17 protein-coding genes are annotated in these 16,702 nt (G+C 69.5%); 5 read left to right on the forward strand and 12 right to left on the reverse strand.

Annotation, left to right across the window (positions count from 1 at the left end; all coding sequences use genetic code 11):
• Window positions 1-47: 47 nt before the first annotated feature.
• Entirely contained in the window at window positions 48-482 is a 435-nt protein-coding gene (locus HNR30_RS16250; protein WP_181610678.1) for a tetratricopeptide repeat protein, read from the forward strand.
• Here the strand turns inward: HNR30_RS16250 and HNR30_RS16255 are convergent.
• The 5 genes from HNR30_RS16255 to HNR30_RS16275 all read right to left on the reverse strand — a co-directional run bounded on the left by HNR30_RS16255 (window position 452) and on the right by HNR30_RS16275 (window position 5,028).
• Window positions 452-841 carry an RrF2 family transcriptional regulator gene (locus tag HNR30_RS16255; RefSeq protein WP_181610679.1) on the reverse strand — a complete coding sequence of 130 codons (390 nt, stop codon included), beginning with the start codon at window positions 839-841 and terminating at the stop codon, window positions 452-454. The genes HNR30_RS16250 and HNR30_RS16255 overlap by 31 nt on opposite strands.
• On the reverse strand, window positions 838-1,716 hold the full coding sequence (locus HNR30_RS16260) for an ABC transporter permease (protein WP_181610680.1): 879 nt from the start codon (window positions 1,714-1,716) through the stop codon (window positions 838-840). Before HNR30_RS16260 ends, HNR30_RS16255 begins: the two co-directional genes overlap by 4 nt.
• On the reverse strand, window positions 1,706-2,479 hold the full coding sequence (locus HNR30_RS16265) for an ABC transporter ATP-binding protein (protein ID WP_181610681.1): 774 nt from the start codon (window positions 2,477-2,479) through the stop codon (window positions 1,706-1,708). The genes HNR30_RS16260 and HNR30_RS16265 overlap by 11 nt, the downstream gene beginning before the upstream one ends.
• Window positions 2,480-2,481: 2 nt before the next feature.
• The gene (locus HNR30_RS16270) at window positions 2,482-3,516 is read right to left on the reverse strand and encodes an ABC transporter substrate-binding protein (protein WP_181610682.1); all 1,035 of its coding nucleotides are present in this window, start codon (window positions 3,514-3,516) and stop codon (window positions 2,482-2,484) included.
• A gap of 144 nt (window positions 3,517-3,660) precedes the next feature.
• On the reverse strand, window positions 3,661-5,028 hold the full coding sequence (locus HNR30_RS16275) for an LCP family protein (protein WP_246378609.1): 1,368 nt from the start codon (window positions 5,026-5,028) through the stop codon (window positions 3,661-3,663).
• Window positions 5,029-5,153: 125 nt separating this feature from the next.
• Between HNR30_RS16275 and HNR30_RS16280 the strand changes: the two genes are divergently transcribed.
• Window positions 5,154-6,008, forward strand: a complete 855-nt coding sequence (locus tag HNR30_RS16280) for a class I SAM-dependent methyltransferase (protein WP_181610683.1) — start codon at window positions 5,154-5,156, stop codon at window positions 6,006-6,008.
• On the opposite strand, the gene HNR30_RS16285 is transcribed toward HNR30_RS16280, so the two are convergent.
• From HNR30_RS16285 to HNR30_RS47755, 3 genes are all read right to left on the reverse strand, one after another.
• Complete coding sequence (locus tag HNR30_RS16285; protein ID WP_181610684.1) at window positions 5,963-6,856, reverse strand: NAD-dependent epimerase/dehydratase family protein; 894 nt, start codon at window positions 6,854-6,856, stop codon at window positions 5,963-5,965. The two genes, HNR30_RS16280 and HNR30_RS16285, sit on opposite strands and share 46 nt — an antisense overlap.
• 243 nt (window positions 6,857-7,099) lie before the next feature.
• Entirely contained in the window at window positions 7,100-8,563 is a 1,464-nt protein-coding gene (locus HNR30_RS49270) for a cytochrome P450 (RefSeq protein WP_312894444.1), read from the reverse strand.
• Window positions 8,560-9,981, reverse strand: a complete 1,422-nt coding sequence (locus HNR30_RS47755) for a 3-oxoacyl-ACP synthase III family protein (RefSeq protein ID WP_246378616.1) — start codon at window positions 9,979-9,981, stop codon at window positions 8,560-8,562. Before HNR30_RS47755 ends, HNR30_RS49270 begins: the two co-directional genes overlap by 4 nt.
• 148 nt (window positions 9,982-10,129) lie before the next feature.
• On the opposite strand from HNR30_RS47755, the gene HNR30_RS16305 reads away from it, so the two are divergent.
• A complete protein-coding gene (locus HNR30_RS16305) occupies window positions 10,130-11,500 on the forward strand; it encodes an MFS transporter (RefSeq protein ID WP_246378619.1) in 1,371 nt (456 codons plus the stop codon).
• 41 nt (window positions 11,501-11,541) lie between these two features.
• Here the strand turns inward: HNR30_RS16305 and HNR30_RS16310 are convergent, their stop codons facing one another.
• Together HNR30_RS16310 and HNR30_RS16315 are read right to left on the reverse strand one after the other, a co-directional pair.
• Window positions 11,542-12,141, reverse strand: a complete 600-nt coding sequence (locus HNR30_RS16310) for a thymidylate synthase family protein (protein WP_181610686.1) — start codon at window positions 12,139-12,141, stop codon at window positions 11,542-11,544.
• A complete protein-coding gene (locus HNR30_RS16315; protein ID WP_181610687.1) occupies window positions 12,138-12,779 on the reverse strand; it encodes a hypothetical protein in 642 nt (213 codons plus the stop codon). Before HNR30_RS16315 ends, HNR30_RS16310 begins: the two co-directional genes overlap by 4 nt.
• A gap of 142 nt (window positions 12,780-12,921) precedes the next feature.
• On the opposite strand from HNR30_RS16315, the gene HNR30_RS16320 reads away from it, so the two are divergent.
• Window positions 12,922-13,800, forward strand: a complete 879-nt coding sequence (locus tag HNR30_RS16320; RefSeq protein ID WP_181610688.1) for a serine hydrolase domain-containing protein — start codon at window positions 12,922-12,924, stop codon at window positions 13,798-13,800.
• Here HNR30_RS16320 and HNR30_RS16325 read toward each other — a convergent pair.
• Window positions 13,761-14,621, reverse strand: a complete 861-nt coding sequence (locus HNR30_RS16325; RefSeq protein WP_181610689.1) for a LysR family transcriptional regulator — start codon at window positions 14,619-14,621, stop codon at window positions 13,761-13,763. The genes HNR30_RS16320 and HNR30_RS16325 overlap by 40 nt on opposite strands.
• 71 nt (window positions 14,622-14,692) lie before the next feature.
• On the opposite strand from HNR30_RS16325, the gene HNR30_RS16330 reads away from it, so the two are divergent.
• The gene (locus HNR30_RS16330; RefSeq protein WP_220133601.1) at window positions 14,693-15,547 is read left to right on the forward strand and encodes a dihydrodipicolinate synthase family protein; all 855 of its coding nucleotides are present in this window, start codon (window positions 14,693-14,695) and stop codon (window positions 15,545-15,547) included.
• On the opposite strand, the gene HNR30_RS16335 is transcribed toward HNR30_RS16330, so the two are convergent.
• Window positions 15,539-16,672, reverse strand: a complete 1,134-nt coding sequence (locus HNR30_RS16335; RefSeq protein ID WP_181610690.1) for an FAD-dependent monooxygenase — start codon at window positions 16,670-16,672, stop codon at window positions 15,539-15,541. The genes HNR30_RS16330 and HNR30_RS16335 overlap by 9 nt on opposite strands.
• Between the last annotated feature and the right edge of the window lie 30 nt (window positions 16,673-16,702).

Genomic DNA, 16,702 nt, shown 5'->3' on the forward strand with positions numbered 1-16,702 from the left:
CTATGGAATGAAAACCGTTTCCATTGATGATGGCATAGGGTCCTGCCATGAGTGATGAAGAGCTGAGAATCAAACTGGAAAAGTTGCTTGGCCAGCTTGCCGACAATCCTGACGATCCCGAGCTGTACCGGCAGATCGCCTACACGCATGACGGGCTCGGACTGGAGCACGAGGCCGTGCCGTACTACGAGAAGACCCTGGAGCTGGGCGCCTCGGACCGGCGGGGCACGTGGACGGGCTACGGCAGCACGTTGCGGGTGATCGGCCGTTTCGAGGACGCGGTGAAGGCCTTCGACAAGGGGCTGGAGGAGTTCCCCGGCGATCCCGCGATGCGGGCCTTCCGGGCGATGGCGCTGTACAACCTCGACCGGTCGCGCGAGGCGGTGGCGGAGCTGCTGCGGGTGCTGGTCGACAAGGAGCAGCTCGGTGGCTACGAGCGGGCCGCCGCCTACTACGCGGAGAACCTCGACGAGACGATCTGAGCGAACGTCACCTCGGTGAGCAGCTTGGTCTCGTGCTCGCGCAGCGCGCTCCACACGTCGGCCAGCGGCTGGGCGACGCCCGGATAGTCACCTTGATACTCCGGGCGTCCCTCGACCAGGTCGATGACGTCCGCCAGGGTGATCTCCGAGGCCGGGCGGGCCAGCCAGTAGCCGCCGTCGGGGCCGCGCAGGCTGTGCACGATCCCGGCCTTGCGCAGCTGGAGGAGGATGTTGTCGAGAAATCGCCGCGGGATCTGCTGGGCCACGGCGATCTTCTCGGCGGGCACCGGACCAGGCGGTGCGGCGGCCAGCTCGGTGACCGCCCGCAACGCGTACTGAGTTCTCGCAGAGATCCTCATTGTTCCTGGCGGAGACCCCAGCGGCGGCGAAGGGCGGTGTTGGCCGCCTCGAAGAGCATGTCGATCACGATGCCGATGACCAGGATGACGATCATCGTGCCGATCAGGCCAGGCGAATCCGACAGCTCGCGCGAGATGGCCAGCTGCTCGCCCAGCGAGGCCTGGTAGGCGATGATCACCATCAGCTCACCGGCCATCAGTGAGCGCCAGGCGAACGCCCAGCCCTGCTTGAGCCCGGCCAGGAACGACGGCAGCGAGGCGGGCAGGATCACGTGCCGGTACATCTGCAGCCTGCCGAAGCCCAGCACCTTGCCCGCCCGAAGGAGCAGCGGCGGGGTGTAGTCGACGCCGGCGATCAGGCCGTTGGCGATCGAGGGCGCGGCCCCCAGGACGACCACGAACTGGATGGCCGACTCGGTCAGGCCGAACAGCAGGATCGCGAAGGGGAACCAGGCGATCGACGGCATGGTCTGCAGGCCCGTGATCAGCGAGCCGAAGGCGGCGCGCAGGATGCGGACGCGGGAGACCGCGGCGCCGATGACCAGCCCGATGAGCACCGCCAGCGCGAAGCCGACGACGGCCCTGCGCATCGTGGTGGCCAGCGCCTGGTAGAACTCGGGGTCGGTGACCTTGTTCGCCAGATCGCCGAAGGTCGTGATCGGCCCGGCGAACACGTACTCAGGCCAGAAGCCGGCGAGCACCACCGCCTGCCAGATCGCCAGGACGATCACGACGGCGGTGAGCATGGGCCAGGCGTGCCGCCAGACCCTCAGCCCGAACGAGGTGCGCTTGGCGGGGATCAGCTCCAGCGCGTCGAGCCCGGTGAGCTGCCGCTCGTGGGTGTCGGCGGCGGGGGGCAGGCGGTCAACGGCCATGGCGGCCCACCTCCTCACGGAGCCGGTCGGTGATCGTGGCGGCGAGGGTGGCGACCTCGGCGGAGTCGGTGCGGCGCGGGCGCGGCAGCTCGATCGGGAAGTCCTCGACCACCCGGCCGGGGCGGCTGCTCAGCAGCACGACGCGGTCGCCGAGCCGTACGGCCTCGCGGACGTTGTGGGTGACGAACAGCACGGCCGGCCGGCGCTCGCGCCAGATGCGCTCCAGCTCGTCGTGGAGGATGTCGCGCGTCATGGCGTCGAGCGCGCCGAACGGCTCGTCCATGAGCAGCACGTCCGCCTCCTGGGCCAGCGCCCTGGCCAGGGCGACGCGCTGGCGCATGCCGCCCGACAGCTCGTGCGGGCGCTTCTTGCCGAACGCCCCCAGGTGGACCAGGTCGAGCAGCTCCTGGGCCCGCGCCCGGCGCTCGTCCTTGCCGACCTTCTCGGCGCGCATGGCCATCTCGACGTTGGCGTTGACGGTGAGCCAGGGGAACAGGGCGGGTTCCTGGAACATCATCGCGATCTTCGACCCGGAGCTGATCTCGCCGCCCGAGACGTCGTCGAGCCCGGCGACCAGGTTGAGCAGGGTGCTCTTGCCGCAGCCAGAGGCGCCGAGCAGGCAGACGAACTCGCCGGGCCGTACGGCGAGCGAGACGCGGTCGAGTGCGAGCAGGTCCTTGCCGTACATCTTGGAGACGGCCTCCAGCCGGACCGCGTAGGCGTCGGTCCGGCTGTCGGCGTGCTCCGTGAGAGGAGCGGTCATCGTCACTTGTCCTTGATCGACTGCTGGCCCTGGGCTGCCAGGACCTCGTTGAGGATCTTCAGGTCGTAGATGCCGTTCAGGTCGACCGGCTCCAGCAGCCCGACCTCGATGGCGTGCTCGGCGCTGCCGGTCAGGGAGGAGGCGATCGGGTCGTTGGTGAAGGTGATGTTCTTGAACGCGCTGTCGAGCACTTCCTGCTTCAGCGGCTTCTGGGTGAGCTTCTCGATCGCGGCGTTGACCGTGGTCGCGGCGGCGGCCGGGTCGTCGTTGATGAACTTGGTCGCCTCGACGTGGGCCTCGATGAGCTTCTTGAGCAGGTCGGGGTTCTCCTTGGCCCAGGCCTGGCGGACGATCAGGTGGGTGATCACGAACTGCTTGCCGGGCCACAGTTCACGCTCGTCGAGCAGGATCTTGCCCTTGCTCTCCAGGACCAGGCGGCTGGCGAAGGGCTCGGGCACCCAGGCGCCGTCGATGTCGCCGGTGGCGAAGGTCTGCAGGGTCTGGGCGTTCTCCTGCGGGACGATGTGCACGTCGCCGCCGCCCTTGGTGTCGGTGTTCAGGCCGTTCTGCTTGAGCCAGTAGCGCAGCGCCACGTCCTGGGTGTTGCCGAGCTGGGGGGTGGCGATCTTCTTGCCCTTGAGGTCGGCGACGCCGTTGATCTCGGGCTTGGTGACCAGGTAGACGCCGCCCGACGCCGAGCCTGCGACGATCTTGATGGCCTCGCCCTTGGACTTGGCCCAGGCGTTGATGGCCGGGTTCGGGCCGATGTACGTCGCGTCGATCGCGCCCGAGAAGATCGCCTCGATGGCGGCGGGACCGGCGTTGAAGGTGCTGGTCTTGACGGGGACGCCCAGGTGCTTGGCGTACAGGCCCTTCTCGGTGCCGACCAGGGCGGTGGAGTGCGTGATGTTCGGGAAGTAGCCGAGGCGCACCTCCTTGGCGGTGCTGCCTGCGGAGCCTCCAGGGCTCTCCGTGGCGCTTCCGCAGGCGGCCGCGGTCATCAGTGCCAGCGCGGCGACCACGGTGCGGATCTTCATGGCTACTCCCTAATTCCTACTTAATAAGTCGGCTATGTGGACATCCAAGTCCCATATTTCCTTTACGTCAAGTAGGAATCAGCGAGAGGGGGTGTCCGCGTGCCGATGTGCGTGGTCGGCACGCGGTGTGACTCGCCGGCCGGGCTAGCCGCAGGTGCTGTCGAGGGAGACCGGCTTGTCGGGCGAGGTGCCGTGCATCGAGGAGGTCTGCCGGGTGGTGGCCGTCTTGGTGGCGGGCTTGTCCGCCAGAGCGACCCTGACCCTCTGCTTGATCAGCGTCCAGTCCGGGTAGACGGTGCTGATCAGCGGTGGCACGAACTGCAGGCTCTTGATCTGCGTGCCCTTGACCTTCATCGACAGGTCGATCAGCGCCGGCAGCAGGCTCTGCGGCACGTCCGTCGCGATGGCACGCTTGGCGGCGCCGGCGAGCTTCTCGAAGCTGTTGAGCACGGTGATCGGGTCGGCCTGCTTGGCCACCGCGTTGAGCAGGCACTTCTGGCGGCCCATACGCACGTAGTCATCGCTGTTCGTGCGGCTCCTGCCGTACCAGAGGGCCTCCTGGCCCGACAGCTTGCGGGTGCCGGCGGCCAGGTAGCCCTCGTTGTACCTGCCGTAGGTGATCGGCTCCTTGATGGTGACCCTGACGCCGCCCATCGCGTCGATGATCTCGGCGAAGCCCTTCATGTCGACCATCGCGTAGTACTCGACCGGGATGCCGAGAATGCCGCTGACGGTCGACTTCAGCAGGGTCGGGCCGCGCTTGCCCTTGGCCACGCCCGGCACCATCTCCGGGTAGTCCTCGGCGTACTGGAAGACCTCGTTGAGCAGGTTCGGCGTGTACTCGCCCTCACCGGAGAAGCCGCTCGGGAAACGTTCGCGGGCCGGGCCGGGCGGCAGCGGGACGTTCTCCAGATTGCGCGGCAGGCCGAACAGCGTCGCCGCGCCAGTCGCGGTGTCGACGCTGGCCACCGTCATGCTGTCGGTGCGCACGCCCGGCCGGTTCGGTGCGGCGTCGGCGCCGACGAGCAGGATGTTGACCCGCTTCGCGCCGTTCCAGGGGTCCTCCGCCAGTACCGGCGCGCTGGGCGACGGCGAGAACAGCGTCGTCACCACGTCGTGAGAGAGGTAGGCCAGGCGCGCGGCGTAGGCACTGGGCGCGATGATCAGCGCGCAGAGCGAAGCCGCCAGGCCGATGGTCAACATCTGGCCAACCGGGGTAGGGGAGGTGGGCCGGACGAGGATGAAGGACCAGATGATGACTGCTGACCAGGTGACCGCCACCACGGCGAGACCGATGGTCATCGCGGTGAGCCACCCTGGCTGTACGGCAAGCGGAAGCAGGCGGTCACCGAAGCCGAACACGGCGGTGATCACCGTGGCCAGGACGATCGCGTACGCGCCCATGAGGGCCAGGCCCGTTCGCCGCAGACCCACGACCAGATGGGCCACGCCCCACAACACGGCCGATGCGAGCGTCAGCGCCACGCTCCGGCCGAGGCCAAACTGTTTCATGCCTGTTCAACCCCCGTTACCAGCAGATCTATCACAGGTTAGTAACGGAAGTCGGATGGGTGGACCAACGGGCAGATCGGGTCACGTCAATTCAGCGCAAGACCTGTTCAGGACTTGATGTAGGTATGCGGGGACGATACGGATTCGACGCGCCGGTGCCCTTCCTCGGGCTGATCGCGGGAGCGCTGCTGCTGGCGGGACTGGCCGTGCTCTCCTTCCGCGCCGACATCGTGGCCGCGGGGGTGGCGTTCGGCGTGGGGGCGCTTTACACGGCATTGAGTGCATTCAGCTACGCCTACACCGAGCGGCGCGGCAAGTTCGCGGTCTGGGCGCGGGTACTGGACCTAGGTGGGAGTGAGCAGGTGCTCGACCTCGGGTGCGGGCGCGGCGCCGTCCTGATGGCGGCGGCCCGGCGGCTGGAGTCGGGGCGGGCGGTCGGCGTGGACCACGCGGCCGGCGCCGTCCACGCGGCCGCACGCAACGCCGCGCTCGAAGGGGTCGACGACCTGGTCGAGGTGGTCACCGGTGACCTGCGTGCTTTGCCCTTCGACGACGGGCGCTTCGACGTGGTGGTGTCAGGGCTGGCATTCAAGGACCTGGCCACGGCGGGCGACCGGGCCGAGGCGGTGGGGGAGGCGCTGCGGGTGGTCAAGCCCGGCGGGCGGTTGTTGCTGGCCGACGTGCGGCATGCGGTGGAGTACGAGAACGTGCTGCGCGGGCTGGGCGTGACCGACGTGCGGCGGCGGGATCTCGGGTGGCGCTACTGGTACGGCGGGCCGTGGTTCGCGACGTGGCTCGTCGAGGCCCGGCGCCCTCCCGAGGCCACGACTGTGCAGGGCGAGGCTGAGCGCCCTCGCGAGGCCACGCCGGTGCGAGGCGAGGCTGAGCGCCCTCGTGAGGCCACGACGCCGGGTGGCGAGGCCAGGCACCACCGTCACCAGCTCGACGCCCCCTCGAACGAGGTCGGCGACGGATCGTAGCCCAGCTGCCTCCTCGCCGCGGTGATGTCCAGCGTGCGCTCGACGGCCAGGTGGCCCACGGCATAGCGGGTCAGAACCGGGCGCTTCGCCACCACCTCGCTGAGGGCAGCCAGTGCCAGCGCGAACCTCTCCGGAATGTAGCGCGGAGTAGCCCTGACCGACCTGTGACGAAGAATCGCACGAAGCGCCTCGTCAAGGGTGAGCGGCTCCGCGTCCGTCACGTTGTAGACCGCCGGGCGACTGCCCACGGCCAGCAAGCAGGCTTGCGCGAGGTTATCCACAGAGGTGAGGCTCACCCGCTGAGCACCCGTCCCCACCGCGAGAAGATGGCGCCCCCTGACCGCCCTCAACACCCTCGGGAGGAGCGTGGTGTCCCCATGTCCATAGATCGCGTGAGGCCGGAGAATGACCGCCCGGCCCATCACCGCCCGCTCCGCGGCCGCCTTCGACGCGCCATAGGCATTCACATATCTCGCTACCGGCGCCTGTTCCTCCTTCGCCATGACCGTGGGGCGGAACGGGTCATAGACACTCGCCGTGCTGACATGGACGAACGTCGCGCCGGGGAAAGCCCTGACGGCCGCCTCGGTGCCGAGCAGGTTGGCGCGCCAGATCTCCGCGGGCGGCCCCCAGTCGGTGACGCTACCGGCGCAGTGGATCACGGCATCCACGTCCAGGAGCGGCGGCGCGTCCCTGGTGAGGTCCCACGATCGGTACGGCACGCCCGCCGGCAGGTGGTCGGCGCGGGCGCGGCGGCCGAAGGCATGCACCTGCCAGCCCTTCGCGACCGCCGCCCTCACCACGGCGCCCCCGACGAAGCCGGAAGCCCCGGTGACGGCCACCCTCATGACACCCCTCCTCCTGAGCCGACCCCTGCGCGAGCTCCTGAGCGGGCTCTTGGGTCGGCCCCTGCGCGAGCTCTTGGGCCGGCCCCTGCGCGAGCTCTTGGGCCGGCTCCTGCGGGAGCTCCTGGGCCGACTTTTGCGCGAGCTCCTGCGCCAGTTCCCGGGCCGACTCGTGAGCCGACTCGTAGGTCAGTTCCTGAGCCGACTCGTGGGCCTGCACCTTGGCCTCCTGGCCCAACTCCCGAGTCAGCAGATGCCATCGGGCTCGACCCTCCGCACCAGCAGCTCGGCATAGGTCGGCAGCAGCACCCCACGCGCCGCCCTCCGACGCACCACCGTGACCTTCGTCCGGAGCACGACGGAGGCCACGGCCTTGATCTCCTCCACGGCCAGCGGATAGCCGATGCAGAAATGCGCCCCTGCACCGAACCACAGCCGCCTCAGCTCGGGCGGATGCCGCCGCGACGGGTCGAAGCCTCCTGCGGCGCGGGCGCAGTTGTGCGTCACGATCATCACCCGGTCGCCGGGCCGCACATCCACGTTCCCGACCCGGGCGACGCGGGACACCGAACGGAGCATGACGGGAGTGGGAGTCGTGACCCTCATCGCCTCCTCAATCGCCCGATCAAGGTCGACAACGAGCCCAGCTTCGCCCCCAGCCCTGCCCCCAGGAGCGTCCCTGGGTCCTTCCCCGGGACGGTCCCCACGCCCCTCCCCAGCTCGACCCCTGGCCTCGTCCCCAGCCTCGCCCCCAGCCCGGTCGCCAGGCTCGCCCCCGGCCCGGTCGCCGGGCTCGCCCCCAGCCGGGTCGCCAGGCTCGCCCCCGGCCTGGTCGCCGGGCTCGCCCCGAGCCGGGCCGCCAGGCTCGCCCCCAGCCCAGCGGCCAGATCCGCCCCCAGGCCGCTCGCCGGGCTCTTCCTCGCGCTCCACCCCGGAACCCGGACCCGATCCGAAAGCGCCATGATCGTGCAGCAACGCCACCAACCGCGGCACGAACGTCGCCACCGTCTCCGTGCCCGTGAGAAAGAAGGCCCCCGCCGCCCCCCGAGCCTCGGCCTCCGACAACCCCAGCTCGCTCATCCGTCCCATCACCGTGCCCGGGTCCCCGTCACGGTAGGCAGCCGAGGCGATGTCGCCGATCCGGTCGAGCACCTCCCTGGCGACCTTCACCTGCCGCGCCGACAGGCTGCGAGTGCGCAGCGACACCATCGACACCACCCGCTCCCCATCGGCGAACAGCTCCCGCGCACGCTCCTCCGACACCTCGCCGAGCCCGATGACCTTGCAGATCACCGCACCGGCCATCAGCCGCATCGTGTCCACCAGGTCGACCGTCTCGCCCCGCGCCAGCCGACCCTCGAGCTCGTCGAGGGGTCCCGCGAGCACGTCGGCCACCAGCGCCCGCACCGTCGCGGGCACGAACAACGGCGCCAGCTTCGCCCGGAGCGCGGCATGCGCCTCGCCCTCCATGTTGAGCAGCACCGACGGCCCCAGCACCGGCGTCCACAGGTCGCCGGGCGAGCCGGGCCCGTCCTTACGGAAGGCAGGATCCATCAACACCCGCCGGGCCACCGCCGCGTCGTTGACGACCACGCCCAGCCTCGGCACCCTCACCACCGGCCCCAGCCGCGCGAGCAGTCGCAGCAACGGATAGGCGAAAGGATGCGCCGCCAGATAGAGCCGTGCCTCGTGATCCAGGAACCGGGTCACATCTCCGCCAGCATCACACCCAGGCTGATCCCGCCGCCGAGCCCCAGTAAGGCGACCCGGTCACCCGCCTGCCACGGGCCCAGCGACAGCTGCAGGGGGAGGGTGGCCGAAGCACAGTTACCGTGCTCGGGCAGCGTCACCACCAGCTTGTCCTCGGGGATGTCCAGCGACCGGGCCAGGAAGTCCAGGTACGGCAGCGCCACCTGGTGCACGGCGACCATGGCGAAGTCGTCCCAGTGCATCCCGGTGCGCTTCAACGCGTCCAGGAAGAGGTCGGGGCCGACCAGCTCGAAGGCCTCCTTCAGCCGCCTGCCGTCACCGCGGAAGTAGGAGTAGTCGGGATCGCGCGGATGCGCCGACCCGCCGCCCGGCAGCGTGCCGATGGCCCAGGCGGCGGAGTCGGCCGAGAAGCCGCGGTAGAAGATGCCCCGGTCGGCATCCGCCTCGACCAGCACTGCGGCTCCCGAGTCCGAGAGCGTGTAGCCGGCGAAGGAGTCGACGAACTGCGCGCGGTCACGCACCTGCCAGCGGATGGCCCGCGACGGCGTCTCGCCCGTACAGACGAGCACCCGCCGGTGCGCGCCCGTGACGATGAGGGCTTCGGCGATCTGGATGCCGTTGAGGAGGCTGTTGCACGCGTTCTTCACGTCGAAGACGGGACAGGTGAGGGCGAGCTTGGCGGCCACGATGTGGGCGGTGGCGGGCTCGACCATGTCCTGGGAAGCGGAGGCGAAGATCAGCAGGTCGATGTCCTCACGCTCCACCGGCCGCGCCACCCCGTCCGCCCACCGCACCTCAGGCTGCCCAGCATCGGGCGCGGCACCAGCATCGGGCGCGGCGACACCGTCCGCGGCGACACCGTCCGCGGCGACACCGTCCGCGGCGACACCGTCCGCGGCGACACCGTCCGCGGCGACACCGTCCGCGGCGGCTCCGGCCACAGTGCCCGCCACGAGACCTCCGGCTCCGCGTTCGGCGTCGCTTCGAGCCGCGCCGCATGCCGCATCGCTCGCACTGCCATCGGCCCCGCTCCCGGCATCGACGCCGAGCCCGGGCGCCGCATGACTCCCGCAAACGCTGCCTCGGGCGCCAAGCCGCCCACCCGACGCCTGCGGGTCGAGCCGCTCACCCGACGCCCCCGAGCCAAGCCGCTCACCCGATGTCCGCGGGCCCAGCCGTACAGCAGGTGGCTGGGACCCGTCCCGCCCCGCGAGCGGGGCGAGGATGCGGAGGGCCGCTGCCACTGCCAGGTCCGAAGCCTGTTGCCCCCGCTCGGCCACGTGCCGGCGCCGGATGCCCGTCATGCGCTCGACGATCCCGCGCGGTGGCCGGTACCCCGACACCGACTGCTCCACCTCGTCGCTGGTGAGCGTCCTGGCCGGAAGGTAGCTGGCGATCACGCTGATGCGGGCTCTCATTCCCCGCAATCTAGCGAGTGAGTATTGCAGCGAGGTTGAGCATCTCTTGCGGCGTTATGGGTAGCGCGTCACGCTTATGACGACGGGAACCGTCTCTACCAAAGTCCCGGCCCGCCTTGACCGCCTCCCCTGGTCACGCTGGCATTGGATGATCGTCATCGGCCTGGGAACCGTCTGGATCCTCGACGGCCTGGAAGTGACGATCGTGGGCAACCTCTCCGCCCAGCTGGCCAAGCCCGGCAGCGGGGTCGAGATCACCCAGGCGCAGGTCGCGGGTCTGGCCGCGGCGCTCTACGTGGCGGGGGCGTGCACGGGCGCGTTGTTCTTCGGCTGGCTGACCGACAAGTTCGGCCGCAAGAAGCTCTTCATCATCACCCTGCTCGTCTACCTGGTCGCCACCGCGATGACGGCGTTCTCCTTCAGCGCCTGGTGGTTCTTCCTGTTCCGCTTCATGACCGGTTTCGGCATCGGCGGTGAGTACGCGGCGATCAACTCCGCGATCGACGAGCTGATCCCGAGCAGGCATCGCGGCCGCATCGACATCATCATCAACGGCAGCTTCTGGCTGGGCGCCGCGGCGGGGGCGTTGCTCACGGTCCCGCTGTTGAACAATTTCGCGGTCAACGTCGGCTGGCGTATCGCGTTCGGGCTGGGTGTGGTGCTGGGCATCGGCATCCTGCTGGTGCGGCGGCACGTGCCGGAGAGTCCGAGGTGGTTGTTCATCCACGGCAGGGGCGACGAGGCCGAGGGCATCGTGCGCGGCATCGAGGACGAGGTGGAGCGCGAGACGGGCGAGCGGCTGGAGGAGCCGCAGCAGGAGATGACCATCCACACCCGCCACTCGATCGGCTTCGTCCGCATCGCGCATACGATGGTGGCGCTCTATCCCAAGCGCACGATTCTGGGCTTGTCGCTCTTCCTGGGTCAGGCGTTCCTCTACAACGCGATCACCTTCGGTTACGCGCAGATCCTGTCGACGTTCTTCAAGATCGACACGAGCGCGGGCTACTACTTCGCAGTCATCTGTGTCGGCAACCTGCTCGGCCCGTTGCTGCTGGGGCCGCTGTTCGACACGGTCGGCCGGGTGCCGATGATCTCGGCGACCTACATCGGGTCCGGGGTGTTGTTGCTGGGTACGGCGTGGCTGTTCAACCAGGGCGTGCTCACCGCGGTGACGCTGACGGCGTGCTGGTGCGTGGTGCTCTTCTTCGCCTCGGCCGGCGCCTCGGCGGCCTATCTGACGGTGAGCGAGATCTTCCCGATGGAGACGCGGGCGATGGCGATCGCGTTCTTCTACGCCATCGGCACCGCGGCGGGTGGCATCGCCGGGCCGCTGATCTTCGCCTCGCTCGTGGAGACGGGCGTGCCGGGCAACACCGCGCTGGCCTTCACGATCGGTGCCATTGTGATGATCTTCGGCGGGATCGTGGAGCTGATCATGGGGGTGAAGGCCGAGCGGAAGGGGCTGGAGGAGATCGCCGCGCCGCTCAGTGCCGCCCCGGCCGCCGCCAAGTCGTGACGAACGGGCGACCCGGCTCCGCGCGAAGCCGGGTCGCCCGTTCAGGCCACGTAGCGCCGCATCAGCCCCGACACCTGGCCGAGGTCGGCGAGGTACAGGTGAGGCACATCCACGAAGATCCGCATGGAGCCGCAGCCCAGGCCGAGAATCCGCGCCATCCCGGCCTGGACGTCTGCGAGCGGAACATAATTCAGATAGCTCGTGTAGGCGTTCTGCGACCGGAAGGCCGCGGTCATCACCAGCCGCTCCTGCCTGATCCGGAACGCCACCCCGGTCAGGCAGGGCACCTCGTTGGCCGGTTCCGCCGGCCGGGTGAGCGAGATCCACGCGCTCTTGCTGTACGGCTTGGCCCGCAGCACCTCGCTCGCCCACTGCACCTGGCCGTTGATGCGTTCCCCGTAGCTGTACTTGAAGGGCGCAACGATCTCGTTCTCGGTGAATTTCCTGGCGTAGAGGGCGGCCTTGGCCGCGTCGCCGTACCTCTCGATGAGCGGGTCGCGCCGGTCCACCTGCTTGATGGAGAAGAGCACGGCGGGAGCCTCGAGGACGGGCCCGCGGTCGTCGTCGGCCGGCGTGCCGTACGCCTGGACGTGACGCATCAGCCAGAACCACGCCTCACCGCAGGAGGCCTGTTCGATCATGGGTAACGCCTCCGCCTGGAGATGTTGCAGCGCACGTAGTAGACCGAATAGTGGAGCAACGCGACCATCAGGATGCTGATCAGCAGCAGGGAGAGGTTGGGTGACTGGCGGGCCAGGCCGGTGACGCCGACGGTGAGGTAGGCGGAGTTGGCGACGGCCAGCATCATGACGTTGATGCCAGGCCAGGTGAGCGGCGCGTAGGTCTCCGGGAACTGCGGGTTGGTCGGCAGGTTGGGCGACCAGTCGAGGTCCTGCTTGAGCCGTCCGGTGTAGAGCAGGCGGAAGTTGTTGAGCGCCCGCGCGGTCCTGGCGTGCGCGTCGACGGCTTCGATCATGCGCAGGAACGGCAGTACGCCGAGCACCCCGAAGGCCGCCACCAGGGCGAACAGGTACCAGGGCACGGTTTGCCAGCTGGTCAGGCTGGCAGGGTCGACGACCTTGGTGCTGGCCAGCGCGATCGCCGCCGCGAAGGGCGCGGACAGCAGGCTCATCGCCAGCCTGGTCATTTTCAGCCGTTCATCCTTGGCGGCGAGGTGCACCGCGTAGATGCCGGTGAAGTCGACCGCTGCGAGGTGGAGGAAGTGGCTCGTTTCGAGCTGTTCGTCCTCCGTGGCCATGCGTGGGGGTGTCTTCCGCATGAGGACGCTCCTGGACTGGGTTCCTTCAGTATGCGCACTCTCTGCCGCATTTCCAGGGCTTTCTTGCCATTTGTTCCAACAAATCTCAACTGGTATGGGTCAGGGTGGACTCTCACACGGTGTCATGCCCTAGAAAGGCCCTATGACAGTGGATTGGTGGCACCCCGACCTGCACGGACTCGTCGTTCTCCAGGGTGAAGAGCTGATCTTCGAGAGGTATGGCGAGGGCGAGGACTACCGGCTCAACGAGGCGCTAGGACGGGTGAGGTTCGGCCCGGAGACGCTGCACGACATCCGATCGGTCAGCAAGAGCGTGGTCGGCCTGTTGTACGGCACGGCGCTCGCCGAGGGTGCGGTGCCGGAACCGTCCGCGAGCCTGATGGAGCAGTTCCCCGAATACGGCGACATCTCAGGCAAGGACGCGCTGAGGATCGAGCACGCCCTCACCATGACCCTGGGCCTGCACTGGGACGAAAGCGTGCCGTACACCAGCATCGCCAACAGCGAGATCGCCATGGAGTCGGCGCCCGACCGCTACCGCTTCATCCTGGAGCAGCCCCTGGTCCAGGAGCCCGGGGCGGGATGGCACTACACCGGCGGCGCGTCGGCCCTGGTCGGACGCATCATCGAGAAGGGCACGGGCCTGCCGCTGGAGGAGTACGCCGACGCCAGGCTCTTCCGGCCGCTCGGCATCTCGTCGTGGGAGTGGTCGCGCGGGGCCGACGGCGTGGTGCTGGCCGCGTCGGGCCTGCGGCTCGCGCCCCGCGATCTCGCCGCGATCGGGCGGTTCGCGATGGAGGCGCCGCTGGAGCCGATGATCAAGCGGGAGGACGGCGGTTCGTACGGCATGCAGTGGTATGTCGGCGACGGCTGGCGGGGCGCCTTCGGCAACGGCGGGCAGCGCCTGATCGTCTTCCCTGCGCGCAACGTGGTCATCGTGGCGACCGCCGGGCTGTACAACAACGACACCGCGACCGTCGATCAGCTGCTCTGGAACACCGTCATCCCCGCCATGACCTGATGGAACGCGCTGACCGCCGGATGCCCGCCGTACCCCCGCCTGAAGGCGATCAGCGTGCGGCGGCTGATCGGCAGCGGCGTCAGCCGTACGCCCGGGTGGGGTGGGCGCGCCGCCAGCTCCGGCACGAGCGCGACGCCCTGCCCGGCGGCGGCGAAGGCCAGGACCGTGTCGAAGTCGTCGAGATGATGGCGCGCGCGGGGCTCGAACCCGGCCGCCTGGCAGGCCCGGATCGTCATGGTGTGGCAGAGGGTGCCGGGTTTGGCGAGGATCCACGGATCGTCGCGGGCCTCCTCCAGGCTCGTGCGCTGGGTGAGGAAGACCGCCTCGCTGAACAGCGCGTGGGTCTCGACGCTGCGATCGGTGATCGGCGGGACGAAGTCGTACTCATGGATCAGCGCGACGTCCAGCTCGCCCGCGCGCAGCGCCGCCGACACGTCGGCCGGGTCGATCTCGGTGACCATCGGCTCCAGCCCGGGCGGCAGCCCGGCGAGGGCGGGCGGCAGCAGCGTGCGGGCCGCCGTGGGGAACGCGCCGATCCGCAGCGGCCCGCGCGGCCCCTCGGTCAGCGCCCTGAGTGCCGCTTCGGCCCGTTCGAGCTGCTCAAGTACGGCCTGCGCGTGCTCGACCAGCAGGTGCGCGGCCGGGGTCAGGGCGACCGTGCGGCCCGTGCGCTCCAGCAGGGGCACGCCCGCCTCACGTTCCAGCGCGGACAGCTGCTGCGAGACCGCGCTGGGCGTGAACGTGAGCGCCTCGGCCACGGCGGCGATCGTTCCGCGATGGGCCAGTTCGCGCAGGAGGCGAAGCTTGCGAGGGTCCAGCATCAGAACAGCTTACGCTCAACCGCAGAAACGTGAACTGGACCTGCATGATGAGGCCGCCGCATGGTGGAGACATGCTCGCAGGAATCCACGTACCGCTGATCACTCCTTTCGCCGCCGACGGCTCGGTCGACCTGGCCGGACTCGACAAGCTCGCCCACCACGTCCTCGACCAGGGCGCCGCCGGCCTGGTCGCGCTGGGCACCACCGGTGAGACCGCCACGCTGACCGAACCGGAGCGCGCCGCCGTCGTGCGCGTGGCGGCCCGGGCCGCGCGCGAGCACGGTGCCACGCTGATCGTCGGCGCCGGCAGTGCCGACCCGCGCGTCACCGCCGACACCCTGCGCTCGCTCCGGGCCGACGCGGCGCTGGTCACGGTGCCGTCGTTCGTACGGCCCGGCGAGCGCGGTGTGGTGGCCTACTTCGAGGCGCTGGCCGCGGCCACGGCGGTCCCGCTGGTGATCTACCACATTCCCTACCGGACCGGGCAGAACGTCGGCGCCGAGACGCTGCGCCACCTGGGCGGGCTGCCGATGGTCGCCGGGGTGAAGTACGCCTCCGGCCTCGACGCCACGGCCGTCTCGCTGCTGGGGGACCCGCCCCAGGACTTCTCGGTGCTCGCGGGCGACGACGTGTTCGTCTCGCCGCTGCTCGCGCTCGGCGCGGCGGGCGGCATCCTGGCCTCGGCCCATCTGGCCACCCGTGACTTCGTCGAACTGGCCGGTGCCTGGCGTGCGGGCGACGTGCTGCGGGCGCGGGAGCTCGGTGCCCGGCTGGCGCGCGTGTCGGTCACGCTGTTCGCCGAGCCGAACCCCACCGTGCTCAAGGGCGTGCTGCACGCCCAGGGGATGATCGCGACGCCTGAGGTGCGGCTGCCGCTGCTGCCCGCCGGACGCGCCTCGGTCGAAGCGGCCCTCGCGTCACTGTGAGAACTCCACGTGGTGCCGGTACAGCCAGGCCAGCGACTCGCTGCTGGCCGTCTTCCTGAGGAAGAACGGCATCAGCGAGTCGCGCACCACCCGGCCCACCGGCCCGGCGGCCTTGTTGTTGCTGATCCGCCGTGAATACGCCACGACCTTCTCGACCCGGTCACGGCGGCGTGCCTCGAAGGCGGCGAACGGATCGGCCTCCCGCTTGAGGCAGTCGGCCAGCACGAGCGCGTCCTCGATGGCGAGCGAGGCGCCCTGGCCCGCGCTGGGCGAGGTGGCGTGGGCGGCGTCGCCGGTGAGCACCACCCGGCCCCGGTGCCAGGTCGGCAGGGGAGCCAGGTCGTAGATGGGCACCGCCGCGTCGATCCGGCTGCGGGCGATCAGGCCGGCCGAGTCGTTGGCGTCGCCGCGGAAGGCCTCGATGAGCAGGGGCTTCCAATCCTCCCGCTCGACGATCTCGCTCGGCAGGTTGGCGAACCACCAGGTGTCGCCGCCGGAGGCGACGGTGTAACCGAAGAACGCCTTCTTGCCGAAGATCATGTGATACTCGCCGGGATCACCCGGCAGGCCGCCGTCAGGGACGATGCCGCCGAAGCTGTACAGCCCGCTGTAGCGCGGCCGCGCCGGTGCGATCAGCTGCCGGGTGCGCGAGTGCACGCCGTCGGCGGCGATCAGGATGTCGCCGGTCGCGGTGGTGCCGTCGTCGAAGTGGGCGACGACCTCGGATCCCGTGTCGTCGAGGGTGACCAGGCGCTTGCCGTACGAGATCTCGACGCCTCGGGAGCGGGCTTCGTCGCGGACGATCCTGAACAGGTCGGCGCGCTGGATGGTGTGACTGACCGTGCCGTCGTCGAGGGCCATGCCGTTGGGCACCTGCCCGAGACGTTTGCCCGTGCCACTCCACATGATCATGGTGGGAGTGGGGATGCCTGCTGCCATGACCGGGTGGTGGGCGCCTAGGGTGCGCAGCGCGTCGAGGCCGTTGGAGGCGACGTTGAGGAAGGAGCCGACGCTCGCCGCGTCGCCGCCGTAGGCCTCGAAGATGTGGGACTCGATGCCGACGCGCTGGAGTGCCATAGCGGTCACGGGACCAGCAATGCCACATCCGATGATCAAAGCCTTCATGGTGGTATCCTTTCGTTCGGCCTAACGAAA

This window comes from Nonomuraea soli (assembly GCF_013761175.1).
GTDB classification, from domain to species: domain Bacteria; phylum Actinomycetota; class Actinomycetes; order Streptosporangiales; family Streptosporangiaceae; genus Nonomuraea; species Nonomuraea soli.

What these genes read in the sequence shown, in the direction of transcription:
- HNR30_RS16250 (WP_181610678.1), top strand. Translation starts at nt 48, where the DNA reads ATGAGTGATGAAGAGCTGAGAATCAAACTGGAAAAGTTGCTTGGCCAG.
- HNR30_RS16255 (WP_181610679.1), bottom strand. Translation starts at nt 841, where the DNA reads ATGAGGATCTCTGCGAGAACTCAGTACGCGTTGCGGGCGGTCACCGAG.
- HNR30_RS16260 (WP_181610680.1), bottom strand. Translation starts at nt 1,716, where the DNA reads ATGGCCGTTGACCGCCTGCCCCCCGCCGCCGACACCCACGAGCGGCAG.
- HNR30_RS16265 (WP_181610681.1), bottom strand. Translation starts at nt 2,479, where the DNA reads ATGACCGCTCCTCTCACGGAGCACGCCGACAGCCGGACCGACGCCTAC.
- HNR30_RS16270 (WP_181610682.1), bottom strand. Translation starts at nt 3,516, where the DNA reads ATGAAGATCCGCACCGTGGTCGCCGCGCTGGCACTGATGACCGCGGCC.
- HNR30_RS16275 (WP_246378609.1), bottom strand. Translation starts at nt 5,028, where the DNA reads ATGAAACAGTTTGGCCTCGGCCGGAGCGTGGCGCTGACGCTCGCATCG.
- HNR30_RS16280 (WP_181610683.1), top strand. Translation starts at nt 5,154, where the DNA reads ATGCGGGGACGATACGGATTCGACGCGCCGGTGCCCTTCCTCGGGCTG.
- HNR30_RS16285 (WP_181610684.1), bottom strand. Translation starts at nt 6,856, where the DNA reads ATGAGGGTGGCCGTCACCGGGGCTTCCGGCTTCGTCGGGGGCGCCGTG.
- HNR30_RS47755 (WP_246378616.1), bottom strand. Translation starts at nt 9,981, where the DNA reads ATGAGAGCCCGCATCAGCGTGATCGCCAGCTACCTTCCGGCCAGGACG.
- HNR30_RS16305 (WP_246378619.1), top strand. Translation starts at nt 10,130, where the DNA reads ATGATCGTCATCGGCCTGGGAACCGTCTGGATCCTCGACGGCCTGGAA.
- HNR30_RS16310 (WP_181610686.1), bottom strand. Translation starts at nt 12,141, where the DNA reads ATGATCGAACAGGCCTCCTGCGGTGAGGCGTGGTTCTGGCTGATGCGT.
- HNR30_RS16315 (WP_181610687.1), bottom strand. Translation starts at nt 12,779, where the DNA reads ATGCGGAAGACACCCCCACGCATGGCCACGGAGGACGAACAGCTCGAA.
- HNR30_RS16320 (WP_181610688.1), top strand. Translation starts at nt 12,922, where the DNA reads ATGACAGTGGATTGGTGGCACCCCGACCTGCACGGACTCGTCGTTCTC.
- HNR30_RS16325 (WP_181610689.1), bottom strand. Translation starts at nt 14,621, where the DNA reads ATGCTGGACCCTCGCAAGCTTCGCCTCCTGCGCGAACTGGCCCATCGC.
- HNR30_RS16330 (WP_220133601.1), top strand. Translation starts at nt 14,693, where the DNA reads ATGCTCGCAGGAATCCACGTACCGCTGATCACTCCTTTCGCCGCCGAC.
- HNR30_RS16335 (WP_181610690.1), bottom strand. Translation starts at nt 16,672, where the DNA reads ATGAAGGCTTTGATCATCGGATGTGGCATTGCTGGTCCCGTGACCGCT.